Origin of the sequence: Actinomycetospora lutea, from assembly GCF_028737205.1 — a bacterium.
GTDB lineage: Bacteria > Actinomycetota > Actinomycetes > Mycobacteriales > Pseudonocardiaceae > Actinomycetospora > Actinomycetospora lutea.
Map to the genome: position 1 here is coordinate 70,700 of NZ_JAQZAL010000016.1, position 14,956 is coordinate 85,655.

The 14,956-nt window shown below is 75.8% G+C and carries 14 protein-coding genes; 2 read left to right on the top strand and 12 right to left on the bottom strand.

Going from position 1 to position 14,956, the window contains the following annotated elements:
• Window positions 1-67 precede the first annotated feature (67 nt).
• From gatB to gatC, 3 genes are read right to left on the bottom strand one after another with little or no spacing between them, the layout of a single operon-like run.
• Window positions 68-1,576, bottom strand: coding sequence for an Asp-tRNA(Asn)/Glu-tRNA(Gln) amidotransferase subunit GatB (gatB, locus tag PHK61_RS18370; protein ID WP_274282460.1), 1,509 nt, complete (start codon window positions 1,574-1,576; stop codon window positions 68-70).
• Window positions 1,573-3,096: an Asp-tRNA(Asn)/Glu-tRNA(Gln) amidotransferase subunit GatA gene (gene gatA, locus PHK61_RS18375; protein WP_274282461.1), complete on the bottom strand. Its 1,524-nt coding sequence runs from the start codon at window positions 3,094-3,096 to the stop codon at window positions 1,573-1,575. The genes gatB and gatA overlap by 4 nt, the downstream gene beginning before the upstream one ends.
• The gene (gatC, locus tag PHK61_RS18380; protein ID WP_274282462.1) at window positions 3,093-3,389 is read right to left on the bottom strand and encodes an Asp-tRNA(Asn)/Glu-tRNA(Gln) amidotransferase subunit GatC; all 297 of its coding nucleotides are present in this window, start codon (window positions 3,387-3,389) and stop codon (window positions 3,093-3,095) included. The genes gatA and gatC overlap by 4 nt, the downstream gene beginning before the upstream one ends.
• A gap of 310 nt (window positions 3,390-3,699) precedes the next feature.
• Here gatC and PHK61_RS18385 point away from each other — a divergent pair, with 310 nt between their 5' ends.
• Window positions 3,700-4,359, top strand: a complete 660-nt coding sequence (locus tag PHK61_RS18385; RefSeq protein ID WP_274282463.1) for an ACT domain-containing protein — start codon at window positions 3,700-3,702, stop codon at window positions 4,357-4,359.
• An 89-nt stretch (window positions 4,360-4,448) separates the two neighbouring features.
• Here the strand turns inward: PHK61_RS18385 and PHK61_RS18390 are convergent, their stop codons facing one another.
• From PHK61_RS18390 to PHK61_RS18415, 6 genes are all read right to left on the bottom strand, one after another.
• Window positions 4,449-5,264, bottom strand: a complete 816-nt coding sequence (locus PHK61_RS18390) for a 3-keto-5-aminohexanoate cleavage protein (RefSeq protein ID WP_274282464.1) — start codon at window positions 5,262-5,264, stop codon at window positions 4,449-4,451.
• A 194-nt stretch (window positions 5,265-5,458) separates the two neighbouring features.
• Window positions 5,459-7,585 (bottom strand): NAD-dependent DNA ligase LigA, encoded by a 2,127-nt coding sequence (ligA, locus tag PHK61_RS18395; RefSeq protein ID WP_274282465.1) that lies wholly within the window; start codon window positions 7,583-7,585, stop codon window positions 5,459-5,461.
• A 10-nt stretch (window positions 7,586-7,595) separates the two neighbouring features.
• Window positions 7,596-8,339 carry a hypothetical protein gene (locus tag PHK61_RS18400; protein WP_274282466.1) on the bottom strand — a complete coding sequence of 248 codons (744 nt, stop codon included), beginning with the start codon at window positions 8,337-8,339 and terminating at the stop codon, window positions 7,596-7,598.
• A 104-nt stretch (window positions 8,340-8,443) separates the two neighbouring features.
• The gene (locus PHK61_RS18405) at window positions 8,444-9,385 is read right to left on the bottom strand and encodes an NAD(P)-dependent oxidoreductase (RefSeq protein ID WP_274282467.1); all 942 of its coding nucleotides are present in this window, start codon (window positions 9,383-9,385) and stop codon (window positions 8,444-8,446) included.
• Window positions 9,386-9,408: 23 nt separating this feature from the next.
• Window positions 9,409-10,482, bottom strand: coding sequence for a uroporphyrinogen decarboxylase/cobalamine-independent methonine synthase family protein (locus tag PHK61_RS18410; protein WP_274282468.1), 1,074 nt, complete (start codon window positions 10,480-10,482; stop codon window positions 9,409-9,411).
• A gap of 202 nt (window positions 10,483-10,684) precedes the next feature.
• The gene (locus PHK61_RS18415; protein ID WP_274282469.1) at window positions 10,685-11,458 is read right to left on the bottom strand and encodes an ArsR/SmtB family transcription factor; all 774 of its coding nucleotides are present in this window, start codon (window positions 11,456-11,458) and stop codon (window positions 10,685-10,687) included.
• Between the two features lie 62 nt (window positions 11,459-11,520).
• Here PHK61_RS18415 and PHK61_RS18420 point away from each other — a divergent pair, with 62 nt between their 5' ends.
• Window positions 11,521-12,378, top strand: a complete 858-nt coding sequence (locus tag PHK61_RS18420) for a 3-methyladenine DNA glycosylase (RefSeq protein ID WP_274282470.1) — start codon at window positions 11,521-11,523, stop codon at window positions 12,376-12,378.
• On the opposite strand, the gene PHK61_RS18425 is transcribed toward PHK61_RS18420, so the two are convergent.
• Genes PHK61_RS18425 through mrf form a run of 3 tightly spaced genes read right to left on the bottom strand, consistent with a single transcriptional unit; the run spans window position 12,361 to window position 14,918 of the window.
• Window positions 12,361-13,224, bottom strand: a complete 864-nt coding sequence (locus PHK61_RS18425; protein ID WP_274282471.1) for an EamA family transporter — start codon at window positions 13,222-13,224, stop codon at window positions 12,361-12,363. The two genes, PHK61_RS18420 and PHK61_RS18425, sit on opposite strands and share 18 nt — an antisense overlap.
• A gap of 57 nt (window positions 13,225-13,281) precedes the next feature.
• Window positions 13,282-13,641, bottom strand: a complete 360-nt coding sequence (locus PHK61_RS18430; protein WP_274282472.1) for a hypothetical protein — start codon at window positions 13,639-13,641, stop codon at window positions 13,282-13,284.
• Window positions 13,638-14,918, bottom strand: coding sequence for a ribosome hibernation factor-recruiting GTPase MRF (mrf, locus tag PHK61_RS18435; protein WP_274282473.1), 1,281 nt, complete (start codon window positions 14,916-14,918; stop codon window positions 13,638-13,640). Before mrf ends, PHK61_RS18430 begins: the two co-directional genes overlap by 4 nt.
• Window positions 14,919-14,956 lie beyond the last annotated feature (38 nt).

A 14,956-nucleotide genomic window follows, 5' to 3' on the forward strand; every position in this document is an offset into this window, starting at 1 on the left:
CGGAGGGATCCCGTTGGGGTTACGGTCGGATCACGAAAAACATGATCCAGATCTTTCGCGGCCGGACCTACCGGCAGCGCTCCAGCACCAGCTCCTGCACGCGAGCGGCGTCCGCCTGGCCGCGCGTGGCCTTCATCACGGCACCGACGATCGCGCCCGCGGCCTTGGTCTTGCCCGCGCGGATCTTCTCGGCGATGCCGGGCTGGGCCGCGAGCGCCTCGTCGACCGCGGTGGTCAGCGCGCTCTCGTCGCTGACGACCGCGAGGCCCCGGCCGGCCACGACCTCGTCGGGCTCGCCCTCGCCGGCCAGCACGCCGTCGACGACCTGGCGGGCCAGCTTGTTGGTCAGCGTGCCCTCGGCGACCAGCGCCACCACGCGGGCGACCTGCGGCGGCGTGATCGCGAGCTCCGGGAGCGTGACGCCGGCGGCGTTGGCCTGCTGGGCGAGGTAGGACACCCACCAGGAGCGGGCGGCCTCGGGCGGCGCGCCGGCGTCGACGGTGTCGGCGACGAGGTCGAGCGCGTCGGCGTTGACCAGGTCGCGCAGCTCCTCGTCGGACAGGCCCCACTCGGCCTGGATGCGCGCCCGGCGCTCCCAGGGCCGCTCGGGCAGGCCCGCGCGCAGCGTCTCGACCCACTCGCGCGACGGCTCCAGCGGCGGGAGGTCGGGCTCGGGGAAGAAGCGGTAGTCGGCGAAGGTCTCCTTCGGCCGGCCCGCCGAGGTCGTCCCGGACTGCTCGTCGAAGTGCCGGGTCTCCTGGGTGACGGTGCCCCCGCAGAGCAGGACGCCGGCGTGGCGGCCCATCTCGTAGCGCACCGCGCGCTCCACCGAGCGCAGCGAGTTGACGTTCTTCGTCTCGGTGCGCGTGCCGAACGCGTCGGTGCCCTTCGGCTTGAGCGACACGTTGGCGTCGCAGCGCATCGAGCCCTGGTCCATGCGCACGTCGGAGACGCCGAGCCCGCGCAGGACGTCGCGCAGCGCGGTGACGTAGGCGCGGGCGACCTCGGGGGCGCGCACGCCGGCCCCGACGATCGGCTTGGTGACGATCTCGATGAGCGGCACGCCGGCGCGGTTGTAGTCGAGCAGGGAGTGGTCGGCGCCGTGGATGCGCCCGGTGGCCCCGCCGATGTGCAGGGACTTGCCGGTGTCCTCCTCCATGTGCGCGCGCTCGATCTCCACGCGCCACGTGGTGCCGTCGTCCAGCGGCACGTCGAGGTACCCGTCGAAGACGATCGGGTCCTCGTACTGGGAGATCTGGAAGTTCTTCGGCATGTCCGGGTAGAAGTAGTTCTTCCGGGCGAAGCCGGAGCGCTCCCGCACCCGGCAGTTCAGCGCCAGCCCGATCCTGATCGCCGACTCGACCGCCGTGCCGTTGAGCCGTGGCAGCGAGCCGGGCAGGCCGAGGCAGACCGGGCAGATGTTCGTGTTGGGCTCGGCGCCGAACGCGTTGGCGCAGCCGCAGAACATCTTGGTCGCGGTGTTGAGCTCCACGTGCACCTCGAGCCCCATGACGGGGTCGAAGCGCTCGCAGACCTCCTCGACGGTGTACGGAGCGGCGTCGATGGTGGCGGTCATCGGGTCGCCTCCAGGGCGCGGAGCTCGGGGATGCGGGGGCCGGCGCCCGGGCCGCGGGCGACCTCGTAGGCGGCGGCCACCCGGTAGGCACGGTCGTCGGCCAGCGCCGGGGCCATGATCTGCAGGCCGACGGGCAGCCCGTCGTCGGCGGACAGACCGCACGGCACCGAGAGCGCGGCGTTCCCGGCGAGGTTCGACGGGATCGTGCAGAGGTCGGCGAGGTACATCGCCAGCGGGTCGTCCGCGCGCTCGCCGATGGCGAACGCGGTGGTGGGCGTCGTCGGCGAGATCAGCACGTCACAGGTCGCGAACGCGGCGGTGAAGTCGCGAACGATCAGCGTGCGGGCCTTCTGCGCCTTGCCGTACAGCGCGTCGTAGGACCCCGCGGACAGGGCGTGCGTGCCGATCATGATGCGGCGCTTGACCTCGGCGCCGAACCCCGCCTCGCGGGTGAGCGACATGACCTCGTCGGCGGCGTGCTCGCCGTCGTCGCCGACGCGCAGGCCGTAGCGCATGGCGTCGAAGCGGGCGAGGTTGCTCGACGCCTCGCTGGGCGCGATGAGGTAGTACGCCGGCAGCGCGTAGCCGAACGAGGGACACGAGACCTCGACGACCTCGGCGCCCAGCTCGCCGAGGGTCCGCACCGCGTCGGTGAAGGCCCCGAGCACGCCGGGCTGGTAGCCCTCGCCGGAGAACTCGGTGACCACGCCGATGCGCACGCCGGCGAGGTCGCCGCGGGCGCCGGCCTGGGCGGCCTCGACCACGGGCGGCAGGGGCGCGCTCACCGAGGTCTGGTCGTTCCGGTCCTGCCCGCCGATGACCTCGTGCAGCAGCGCGGCGTCGAGCACCGAGCGGGCGCAGGGGCCGATCTGGTCGAGCGACGACGAGAACGCGATGAGCCCGTACCGCGAGACCGTGCCGTAGGTCGGCTTGACGCCCACGGTGCCGGTGACGGCCCCGGGCTGGCGGATCGAGCCGCCGGTGTCCGAGCCGAGCGCCAGCGGCGACTCGCCTGCGGCGACCGCCGACGACGACCCGCCGCCGGACCCGCCGGGGATGCGTGTGAGGTCCCACGGGTTGCGGCTGGGACCGAACGCCGAGTTCTCGGTGGAGCTGCCCATCGCGAACTCGTCGAGGTTCGTCTTGCCCAGCGGCACCAGGCCCGCGGCGCGCAGCCGGGCCACGACCGTCGCGTCGTAGGGCGGCCGCCAGCCCTCGAGGATGCGCGAGGCCGCCGTCGTGGGCATGTCGGTGGTGGTCAGGTTGTCCTTGAGCGCGATCGGCACCCCGGCCAGCGGCGACGCGGGCGCGCCGCCGGCGACGGCGCGGTCGGCGGCCTCGGCCGCGGCCAGCGCGCCCTCGGCGTCGAGGTGCAGGAACGCGTGCACGCCGCTCTCGGCGGGGCCGTCCACGGCCTCGATGCGCTCGAGGTGCGCGCGGGTGACCTCCACCGACGACACCTCGCGGGCGTGGATCCGGCGCGCGAGCTCCGCGGCGTCGAGGGAGACCAGCTCGTTCACAGCTCCTCCCCCAGGATCCGCGGCACGCGGAAGCGGCCCTCCTCGGCGGCGGGGGCCTCGGCGAGCGCCACGTCACGACGCAACGACGGTTCCGTGGTGTCCGGACGCAGCACGTTCGTCTGCGGGACGACCTGCGCGGTCGGGGGGACGTCGTCGGGGATCTCACCGACCCGGGAGACGGTGTCGACGATCGCGTCGATCTGTCCCGAGAACATGTCCAGCTCGGCGTCGGAGACGGCGAGCCGGGCCAGGCGGGCGAGGTGGGCGACGTCGTCGCGGGTGATGTCGGACATGTCCCTCCGGGGTCGTGCGCGGTCGTCCCGGGCCGAGCGGCGCGTCGCAGCGTCGTCGCTGGATCCTCCGGGCGCGAACACCCAGTCTAGGACCGGCCCCGACGGGGTTTCCGGCGGTCGTGCCTGATCAATCCTCGCCTGCTCGGGGGTGCTCCTGCGAGGATGCGCCGGTCCCGTCGGCGGGGTCCCACGGCGGGCGCCCGGGGCGTGACGCCGCCCGGCGGCGAGCGGGTCGACCACACGGCCCGCACCGCGAGAGCCACCCGGAGCCACCCGGAGCCGCCGGGAGTCCCGGGAGTCGAGGAGGGCCGTGACCTACCTGCTGCGCGTGGTGCTGCCGGATCGTCCGGGCACGCTCGGGGCGCTCGCGTCCGCCCTCGGGGCCGAGGGGGCGGACATCCTGTCCGTCGACGTCGTCGAGCGCGGCGGGGGCTCGGCGGTGGACGACCTCGTCGTCGACATGCCCAGCTCCCGGCTGCCCGACGTGCTCATCACCGCCGCGGAGGCGGTCGACGGGGTGGTGGTCGAGTCGGTGCGCCCGTTCGCCGGTGCCCTGGACACCACCCGCGAGCTGGAGCTCGTCGAGACGATCGCCGCCCGCCCCGAGGAGGGGCTGATCCGGCTCGCGGAGGGCGTCCCGCGTCTGTTCCGCTCAGCCTGGGCGCTGATCACCGAGAACACCGGCGAGGGCACGCGCGTGCGCCGCGTCGCCTCGAGCGCGGCGGCCCCGGAGACCGAGGCCGCCGAGCTGCCCTGGCTGCCGCTGAGCAAGGCGACGGTGCTCGACCCGGACGCCGGCCACACGGTCCCCGACGCCTGGACCGCCCTCGACACCGAGCTCGCCGCCGCGCCGCTCGGACGCCCGGAACGCGCCGTCGTCGTCGGCCGGCCGGGCGGACCGGCCTTCCGCCCCTCCGAGCTCGCCCGCCTCTCGCACCTCGCCGGGATCGTCGCGACGATCACCGGCTGACGCGCCGGCCCGCCCGGTCGCGGGCAGCTCGCTCGCGTACCGACCCACGAACAGCGCAAGGTGAGCGCGCGAGTGCGGACCGGGATTCGTCAGCGGCGGTGCTCGGCGCGCGACCCGGGCCACCGGCCGGACGACCGCAGACCGCCGCGCGATCCGTTGCGGCGCCGCTCGTAGCGCCCGCCGACGTCGTGGCCCAGCGCGTAGCGCACGAGCTCCTCGTTGCCCGTCGCGAGCCAGGTGCCGTCGGGACCCTTGAGGGTGTCCTCGAAGCCGATGCGGGTGTCGAGGTTGTTGCGCTTGGCGTACTCGAGCACGGGCCAGGCGCCCGCCTCCTCGCCGTGCAGCAGCACCGGCGCCGGCACCGGCCCGAGGGCCTTGAGGATGCGCACGGCCTCGGCGACCGCGGTGTCCGGGTCGGTGACGGTGACCTCGGCGAGCACCCGCACGGTGCCCCGGGGCAGGCCGGCCTGCTTGAGCTGCACGGCGTCGCCGGTGGTCCACACGCCGAGCTCGACACCGATGTCGACCGCGTCGAGCGCGGCGCACACGCGCTGCCAGCCCCGCTCGTGGACGTTCACCGACGCGACGTCGGGGCGCGCGTGGCGGGGCAGGCGGCCCCACTGCCCGATGATCTCGGTGCGCTTCAGCGGGTCCGGCTCGACCCAGCGGGCCGTCGTGACCCCGATCTCCATCTCCGGGGCCTCGCGGCGGATGGCGTCGACGACCGTGCCGATGACGCGCGGGTCGAGGCTCTCCTGACCGTCACGGTCGCGCGGGTGGACGTGCAGGCTCTGGACGCCGAGCAGGGCCACGGCGCGGGCGTCGCGGGCGAGGTGGCGCGGGCTCATCGGCACCGCCGGGTACACGTCGGCGGGTCGGGCACCGTTGGGGCAGCACTGCAGCACCGCGGTGTCCTCCCCTCTCGCGACCCGTGGCCCGCCCGGACCGGGGGTGTCCAGCTTCGACGCTGCCGACGGTGAGGGCAACGCCCAGCCGTCGACGTCGGGAAACCCACCTCGATGCCACTCGGACGGACGCAGGCTTCGTCACCCGACGGTGCGAGTCTGCCCGACGGGTCGGGAGGGCTGCAGGCCGCGGGTCAGCCCCCGGGCTCGGCCGCCCCGCCGGAGGGGTCGACGGCCGCGGCCTGCGCCGCCTCCGGGCCCTCGGCGAGCAGCACGCGGAAGCCGTCCTCGTCGAGGATCGGCACCCCCGCCGACACCGCCTTGTCGTACTTCGACCCCGGCTCGTCGCCGACGACGAGGAACGCCGTCTTCTTGGACACCGAGCCCGCCGCCCGCCCGCCGCGGGCGAGGATGGCCTCCTTCGCCTCGTCGCGGGAGAACGTGGGTAACGAGCCGGTGACGACGATCGAGAGACCCTCGAGGGTGCGGGGCACCGACTCGTCGGCCTCCTCGGCGAGCGTCACCCCGGCCGCGCGCCACTTCTCCACGACCTCGCGGTGCCAGTCGACCGAGAACCACTCCCGTACCGCGTGGGCGATGGTGGGCCCGACACCGTCGACCGCCGCCAGCTCCTCCTCATCGGCGGCGTCGATGGCGTCGATCGACCGGAAGTGTCGCGCCAGCGCCTGGGCCGCCGTGGGGCCGACGTGGCGGATCGAGAGACCGACGAGCACCTTCCACAGCGGGCGGTGCTTCGCGGTCTCGAGGTTGGTGAGCAGCTTGCGCCCGTTGGCCGAGACGTTGCCGGCCTTGGTGGTGAACAGGTCGACCCGCAGGAGGTCGTCCTCGGTGAGCCGGAAGGCGTCGCCCTCGTCCTGCACCACGCCCGCGTCGAGCAGGGCCGTCGCCGCCTCGTAGCCGAGCCCCTCGATGTCGAAGGCGCCGCGCCCGGCGACGTGGAACAGGCGCTCACGCAGCTGCGCGGGGCAGGAGCGGGCGTTGGGGCAGCGCAGGTCCTTGTCGCCCTCGCGCATCTGGCGCAGCTCGGTGCCGCACTCGGGACAGTGCGTCGGCATGACGAACGCGTGCTCGCTGCCGTCGCGCGCCTCCACGACCGGCCCGAGCACCTCGGGGATGACGTCGCCGGCCTTGCGGATGATCACCCGGTCGCCGATGAGCACGCCCTTGCGCTCGACCTCGCCGGCGTTGTGCAGCGTCGCGAGCGACACCGTCGACCCCGCGACCAGCACCGGGTCCATCTCGGCGAACGGGGTGACGCGTCCGGTGCGCCCGACGTTGACGCTGATGTTGCGCAGCGTCGTGGTGGCCTGCTCGGGCGGGTACTTGTAGGCGATCGCCCAGCGCGGCGCCCGCGACGTGGAGCCCAGCCGGCGCTGCAGCGCGACGTCGTCGACCTTGACCACCACGCCGTCGATCTCGTGCTCGGAGTCGTGGCGGTGCTCGCCCCAGTAGGTGACGTGGTCGATCACCGCGTCGACGCCGTGGAGCACGCGTGTCTGCGTGGAGACCGGCAGCCCCCACGCGGCGAGGGCGTCGTAGGCCTGGGACTGGCGCTCCGGGGTGAAGCCCCGGCGCCGTCCCAGCCCGTGGCAGATGAGGCGCAGCGGGCGCGTGGCCGTCACCCGCGGGTCCTTCTGGCGCAGCGAGCCGGCCGCCGAGTTGCGCGGGTTGGCGAACGGCTGCTTGCCCGCCGCGACGAGCCCGGCGTTGAGCTCCTCGAAGTCGGCGAGGCGGAAGAACACCTCGCCGCGGACCTCCATGAGCTCGGGCACCGGGAACTCCTCGGTGCCCGTCAGCTCGGTGGGCACGTCGGCCAGCGTGCGCATGTTGAGCGTGATGTCCTCGCCGGTGCGCCCGTCGCCGCGGGTGAGCGCGCGCGTGAGGTGGCCGTTCTCGTAGAGCAGGTTGACCGCGAGCCCGTCGATCTTGAGCTCGCAGAGGTAGAGCAGCTCCTCGGTGGGGAAGTCGAGCTCCCGCTGCACGCGCAGGACCCACTCGCGCAGCTCCTCGTGGGCGAACGCGTTGTCGAGCGAGAGCATGCGCTCGAGGTGGTCGACCGCGACGAAGTCGGTGGAGAACCCGCCGCCCACCCGCTGTGTCGGCGACGCGGGCGTGACCAGCGACGGGTTCTCCTCCTCGAGGCGCTGCAGCTCGCCGAACAGCTCGTCGAACTCGCCGTCGGTGACGATCGGGGCATCGAGCACGTAGTAGCGGAACTGGTGGTCGGACACGACCTCGGACAGCTCGCGGTGGCGTTGGGCCACGTCGGTCGGCACGTCGGTGTGTTCCGTGCTGGTCACGGGCCCGAGATTAGCCGCGCACCCCGACAGTGAACCCCGACTCCACCGTGTCGGGGCCCGGGGGCGGCGCGGCCCGGTAAGGGATCGAGCACGCGAGCGTCAGGACGCCGAGGCAGGAGAACAGCAGGACGGTCGCGGCGACACCCTCGGGGGTGCGGACGTTCTCGGCGGCGTCGAGCAGCGCCACGATGACGAGGAAGGCCGCGATCGGCACGGCCATCGCCGTCCAGGCCAGCCGCTGCCCGCGCGGGGTCCCGCGCCCGGCCAGCGCCCACCCGCCGGCCATGGCCGGGAGCACGAGGAGCAGCGCGGACGGGTCGAGCGCGAAGATCAGCGGCACGAGCGTCAGGCGGCGGCCCGGGCGACCGAGACGCCGCCGGTGTTCGGCGTAGCCGAGCAGCCCGCCGACCACGGCGGACGTGAGCAGGATGAAGCCGAACGTCCCGAGCCAGCTGACGACCGACTCCGGTCCGGCCACCGCCGCCATGAATCCCCGCAGTGCGGCGCCCCAGGCGATCCCGCAGACGACGCCGGCGGCCACCAGCTGCGGCCCGGTGCGCGGGGGCGCGCCGGCGAGGCCGGCCACGGCGAGCCCGAGCACCGCGACCAGGGCGACCACCAGCACCGCGTGCCACGCGCCGCGCGGGGTGGCGAGGGCGAACCCGCCGTCCTGCGGGGCCGCGAGGACGACCGGGACGGCGGCCACCCACGCCAGCGCGCAGACGGAGCCGGCCAGCAGCTGGGATCGGGTCATGGCGGCCTCACCGACGTCCGTGTCGTGTACGGAGAGTACGCGCACTGGGCCGTCGGTGGACTGGTCGTTCCGGCGGAACGGCGTTGGGTGCCCGCCGCGGTGACTCACCGTCCGAGGTGGCGCTCCACGGAGGCGACGAAGCCGGTCGCGATGCCGGCGTAGGAGGTCTCGGTGACGCCGCCGACGTGCGGGGTCACGGCGACGTTCTCGGCCAGTAGCGGGTCGTCGGTGTCGATCGGCTCGACCCAGGTGACGTCCAGCCCGGCGCCGGCGAGCCGCCCGGTCCGCAGGGCGGCGAGCAGGGCGTCCTTGTCGACGATCCCGCCGCGGGCGACGTTGACGACGTGGCCGCCGGGGCGCAGGGCCTCGAGCGCGGCGGTGCCGACGATGCCGCGCGTCCCGGGGGTCAGCGGGCAGGCCACGACGAGGTCGTCGCAGCGGGCCAGGGCGGCGAGCAGGTCGTCGGCGCGGTGGTAGTGGGCGTCGTCGAGGAGCTCCGCGGCCCGCGGCGTCTCGGCGCGCGGGCGGCGCCCGATCCCGACGGGCTCGGCGGCGAAGGCCCGCAGGCGCACGATCACCTCGGCGCCGATGTCGCCGACGCCGAGCACGCCGACGGTGCGCCCGGCGAGCGTCCGTCCGGACGGCTCGCCCACCAGGCTCGTCGCGACGTTCGCCCGGGCCTCCTCGAAGCGGCGCAGCAGCGCGAGCAGGTGGAGCAGGGCGACCTCGGCGACCGCGACGGCGTTGCCCGACTCGGCGCCCGAGACGTTGTCCACCGGCAGGCCGCGCGCGGCGGCGGCGTCGAGATCGACCCCGGAGAGCCCGACGCCGAACTGCTGGATCATGCGCGGCGCCGTGGCGTCCATCAGCGCGCCCGAGATCGTGCTGCCCATCGGGCACAGGACGTCGACGCGCTCGAGACCGCCGGCGGGCACCTCGACCGGCATGTCGAGGATCTCCACACCGGTCCACCCGGCCGCCTCGAACGCCGTCTCCAGGGCTCCGCGCAGGGCGGCGAACCCGCCGCCCACCAGTCCGATCCGCACGCTCCTATCGGATCACCGGGGTGTCACCAGTGCTCCGGCGGGTCGGCGAAGGCGCGGGCCAGCTCCACGGTCGTGCCCGTCGCCCGCCGCGCCCACGCGGGGCTCGCGCCGGCGAGCCCGCAGGTCGGGGTGACGACGGCGCGGTCGGCGAGGCGGGCGCGGTCGAAGCCGAGGCGGTCGGCGAGGTCGAGGGCCGGCTGGGCGAGGGGCTGGAGCTCGGGCTCCGTCGCGGGGTCGGTCGACGGGACGGCGCCGAGCCAGAGCTCGGTGCCCGCCTCCCAGAGCTCGCCGAGGGCGTCGAGCACCTCCTTCGGCGCGTCCGCACCCCCGAGCGCGAGGAGGTCGACGGCCACCGCGTCCGGGCTGGTCGCGCCGATGAGCGCGAGGGGCGGCGTGGGGTGGCAGCAGTGCACGGCGACGGCCGCGGCGCCGGCCCCGCGCGCGGCCCGGACGGTCTGCTCGAGGAGCGCCCGGGCGTCGGCACCCGGGACCGCGCCGACCGTCCCGTAGCCCGAGGGCGTCGTCAGCGAGCCGGCCAGCACGGCGGGCAGGGTCGGCTCGTCGATCTGCACGACGACGGGCGCCTCGGTGCGCCGGGCGAGCTCGGCGACGTGGGTGCGCAGACCCTCGCCGAGGCTGGCGGCGAACTCGGCGAGCGCTCCGCGGTCGGTGAGCACCCGGTGCCCCGAACGCAGCTCGATCCCCGCGGCGAGCGTCCACGGGCCCGCGACCTGGCACTTCACCGCCGGCGGGTGCGCGCCCGCCTCCCCCAGCGCCTCGTCGATCGCGTCGATGTCGCGGGCGAGCAGCTCCTCGGCGCGCCGGTGCTCCCCGCCGGGGCGGCGCGCCACGCGGTAGCCCGACGGCCACACCTCGACGGCGAGGTCGACGAGCAGCGCCGCGGTGCGCCCGACCATGTCGGCGCCGGCCCCGCGCGCCGGCAGCTCGGGCACGTACGGGAGCCCGGGCACCTCGCCGACGATCGTGCGCGCGGCCTCGCGGACGTCGGTGCCGGGCCACGACCCGAGCCCCGTGGCCCGGTCGCCGGGCTGCGGCTCGCGGACCTCCGCTCCCACCGACGCGCTCGTCTCGCTCACCCCGCCAGGATCCACGGGCGGGGCGGGGTGGGCGCCGCGGGGGTTCCGGGCGAAGGGCACCTTCGCTCGAAGAGACGGGCGAGGGGCGCCCTTGGCCGGAACGCTTGCCCGCCGCGTCGCGGAGATCACGAGCACTCCATCGCCCTCGCGAGGCCGCCGGACGCGCACCAGGTGCTCGTGATCAGCGCGACCGGGGGCGGCGTCAACCCCGGGCCGGGGCGAGGTCGACGGCGGGCGGCGGCCAGCCCACGCCGAGGCGGTCGGCGAGCCCGGCGACACCGTCGTCGGTGACCTTCAGCGCGCGGTGCCCGGTCGACGCGCGCACCCAGCCGTCGGCGTCGAACCGGTCGAGCAGCGCCGCGGCCAGCGGGCCGGAGAGGTGGTGGCGCTGCTCGGTCCAGTCGACGCAGCACCGCACGGCGTGCAGCCCGTCCGGCACGCGCACCCCGAGGCCGACGAGCCCCGTCCGGCCCGCCTCGGTGAGGCGGTAGGCGCCGTCCTCGGCGACGTAGCCGGGCAGCTGGTGGGCCCGCCGCGCGGTGGGGTCCGGGGTGCCGTCGGAGCCGGAGATCCAGCCGCGCTCGCGCAGCGCGTCGGTGACGGCGACGCCGAGGCGGCCGGCGAGGTGGTCGTAGCAGCGCCGCGCCATCCGCAGCGCGTGCGCGCGCGTGCCCTCGCGCAGCGAGCGGACCGGGCGCGCCGGCGCGACCCGGCCGAGCACCTCGACCAGCCGGGCGACCTCGGGACCGGCGAGGCGGTAGTAGCGGTAGCGCCCGGTCGCGACGACCTCGGTGAGCCCGCGCTCGGTGAGCCGCCCCAGGTGCCCGCTCGCGGTGGACGGGGCGACGCCCGCCTCGGAGGCCAGCGTGCTCGCCGGCAGCGCGCGGCCGTCCGCGAGCGCGAGCAGCATGCGGCAGCGGGCGCGGTCGGCGAGCAGCTCGCCCACCGCGGCCATGTCGACGTCGCCGGTCTCCATGACCGAGACGGTAGGAGCGCGACGCTGCGGTGTGCGCCGAATCGTCGAGCGGCGCTGGCAGCATGGGCGGGGTGGAGGTGCTGGCGAGCGAGGTGTGGCGCGCGCGGGCCGCGGCACACGCCGAGTGCGCCGACGCGCTGACCGCCGGGCACCGGGCGCGCAGGGCGCGCGGCGAGGCGCACCCCGTCGAGGACTTCCTCTACACCTACTACCCGACCCGCCCGAGCCGGCTGCGGCGCTGGCACCCCGGCGCCCGGGTGGTCCTGGAGGACGCCGACGAGCGCGCCGCCTGGCGCCACTACCTGCGCGCCGGGGACGGCGTCCGCGTCGACCACGAGACGCTGAGCAGGGAGCGCGGGGCCACGGTCGCCTTCGTGGACGGCCTCCTGCGCGCCACCGCGGACCGGCCCGCCCAGCTCGGCTGCTTCGGGCTGCACGAGTGGGCGATGGTCTACCGCGACCGGGACACCCGCCACCCCGTGCCCCTGCGCCTCGGGGCGGCCGGCACCGACGCGGTCGTCGAGTCGCACCGCATCCGCTGCTCGCACTTCGACGCCTACCGGTTCTTCACCGACGCCGCCGCGCCCCGCAACACCGTCACGCCCACCCGCGCCCGCCAGGTCGAGCTCGAACAGCCCGGGTGCCTGCACGCCGGGATGGACCTCTACAAGTGGGCGGACAAGCTCGGGCCGCTCGTGCCCGGCGAGCTGCTGCTGGACACCTTCGCGCTCGCCCACGACATCCGGGTGCTCGACATGCGCGCGTCGCCCTACGATCTCGCCGACCTCGGCTACCCCCCGGTGCGCATCGAGACCGCCGAGGGCAAGGCCGCCTACGCCGCCGCCCAGCAGCGCTTCGCCGAGCGCGGCGCGGACCTGCGCGAACGGCTCCTGACGGTGCTCTCAGAGCTCCGGGCGTGACGTCCGCACCGCCCCGATGCTCGCCGCGACGACCATCGCGATCGCCAGCGCCGAGACCACGGTGACCTCCTGGCCGAGCACGACGAACCCGGCCGTCGCGGCGATCGCGGGCGCGAGGCTCATCAGCACCGAGAACGTCGAGGTCGGCATCCGGCGCAGCGCGAGCAGCTCGAGGCTGTAGGGCACGAGCGAGGACAGCAGCGCCACGGCGAAGCCCCACCCGAGCACGAGGGGGTCGACCATCGCCGCGCCGCCCGCCACCGCGCCGAACGGGACGGTGAGCACCGCGCCGACGGTCATCGCGAGCGCCAGGCCGTCGAGGCGCTCGAAGCGTCCGCCGGCGTGGCGGGAGGCGAGGATGTAGGCCGCCCACATCGCCGCGGCGCCCAGCGCGAACAGCGCGCCGGTCAGCGTCAGCCCGGTCAGGCCCGCGCGGCCGAGCAGCGCCACCCCGGCGAGCGCGAGCCCCGCCCACACCCAGCGCGACGCCCGGCGTGACGCGACCACCGAGAGCACGAGCGGGCCGAGCACCTCGAGCGTCACCGCGGCGCCCAGCGGGATCCGCGCGATCGCCTCGTAGATCAGCGAGTTCATGCCCGCCAGCGCGACGCCGAAGCCCACGACGGCCGCCCAGTCGCGTCGCCCGAGACGCCGGACCCGCGGCCGGCAGACCGCCAGCAGCACCAGCGCCGCGAACGCCAGCCGCAGCGACACCGCGCCGACGGGGCCGACCCGCGCGAACAGCCCGGTGGCCGCGGTGGCGCCGAACTGCACGGAGAACTGGCCGACGAGGACCATGACCACCGCGTCCGCGCGGCTCCGCGTCGGCGCGCGCACTCCGGTCACGCCCCGACGCTGTCACGGCAGGTCACGGAGCGCAGCGGAGCTGGCCCATCGACGCGGTCAGCCGGCGCGCAGATGCCCCGGGGGTGGGTGCTCGACACCGCCGGCGAGCCACGCGCAGAGGTCGTCGACGTCCGCGGGCTCGTGCAGCGGACCGGCGACGACGGCGGGGCCGGTGGGGGTGCGCGTGTGGTCGCACGGCTGGACGAGCACCAGCGCGCCGGCCCCGTGGGGTGCGGTGCCCTGCCCGCACGCCGATGTCGTCAGGCACGGCGCGCTCACCAGCACGCCGTGCGGGCACCGCCGGACGGTGCCGCGCAGCGCCTCGCTGACGTCCTCGCGCCCGATCGCGGGACGCTGGTGGTGCGGGCAGGTCGCGGTGCCGCAGTAGACGGCGGTGAAGCCGACCGTGTCGGTCATCGCTCGCCCTCCCTCCGGGTCGAGGCGCCGTCGAGGTCGAGGCCGCCGGGCAGGTCGTCGCACGGGTCGGCGTGCCGGTGCTCGAACGGATCGGGGAACCGGCGCCACGCCGCCTGCCCGCGCGCGAGCTCGGCGTCGGTGAGCAGGGCGGCGTCGAGCGCCTCGACGATCCCGGCCGGATCGGCGTCGTGGACGAGCACCACGAGCTGCTGCTCGCGGTCGCCGAAGCGGTCGTCCCACCGCAGGGCCGCGGCGGCGCGGCGCTCGTCGTCGACGTCGGCCCAGGAGCCGCCGGCCGCGAGCCACGTCCCCGCGACCCCGATCTGCAGGGCGCCGCCCGCGGACTCGAGCCACAGCACGTGCTCGGGCTGCGAGGCCACCCACACCCGCCCGCGGGCCCGGATCGTGCCGTGCAGCAGCACGTCGACCGCGGCGTGCAGGCGCTCGGGGTGGAACGGGCGGCGGTGCCCGACGTGCAGCAGCGAGACGCCGGCGTCGCACGCCAGGGGCGGCTGGCCCCGCAGCAGGGGCGCGTGCGCGTCCTCGGGGACGCCGCGGCGCGCGTCGGGACCGAGGTCCGCGAGCCGGGCGACGACGTCCGCGCCCAGCTCGGCCGCGATCTCCGGCGCACCGCCGGGCGGGTCGGCGACGGTGAGGCGCGCCGCCCGCGGGGCGAGGCGGTCGAGGACGGCATCGAGGCGCACGCGGTCCCAGGGCGTCGCGCAGCGCCCGGCGACCACGAGCACGTCGGCGAACTCGGCCTGCGCCACGACCACCTGCGCGACGCTGCGCTCGTCGTCCCCGGTCAGCCCGAGACCCCGCTCCACCAGCGTGTGGTCGCCGCCCGCGTCCTCGAGCCAGGTCTCCGCGTCGATCACCCCGACGACACCGCGCAGCGCCAGCACGTCGGTGACCGGGCCGTCGGCGCCCTCGGGCACCAGGGTGTGCAGGGCCCCGGCCGCCGCATCGGGCTCCATGCCCGGGTCGAGCAGCAGGACGACGTGCCGCACGGCGGGTTCACGGGCCAGGCGCAGCAGCAGCGGCAGCAGGTCCTCGCGCAGCGTGCAGGCCACGCAGCCGTGCGCGAGCTCGAGCACCGTGTCGGCCGCGCCCTCGTCGTCGACCACCCGCCGGTGCACGACGCCCTCGCCCAGTCCCCGCAGGTCGTGGGCGACGAGCACTCCTCCCGCCGGCCGTACCGCGGCCGCCACCGCCGCTGCGGCGGCCCGGTCGGCACCGCACACCAGCGTCAGTCCGGTCTCCGGACCCTCGGGCATAGCGCTCCCTTCGATCGCGTTACCGTGAACGATAATCA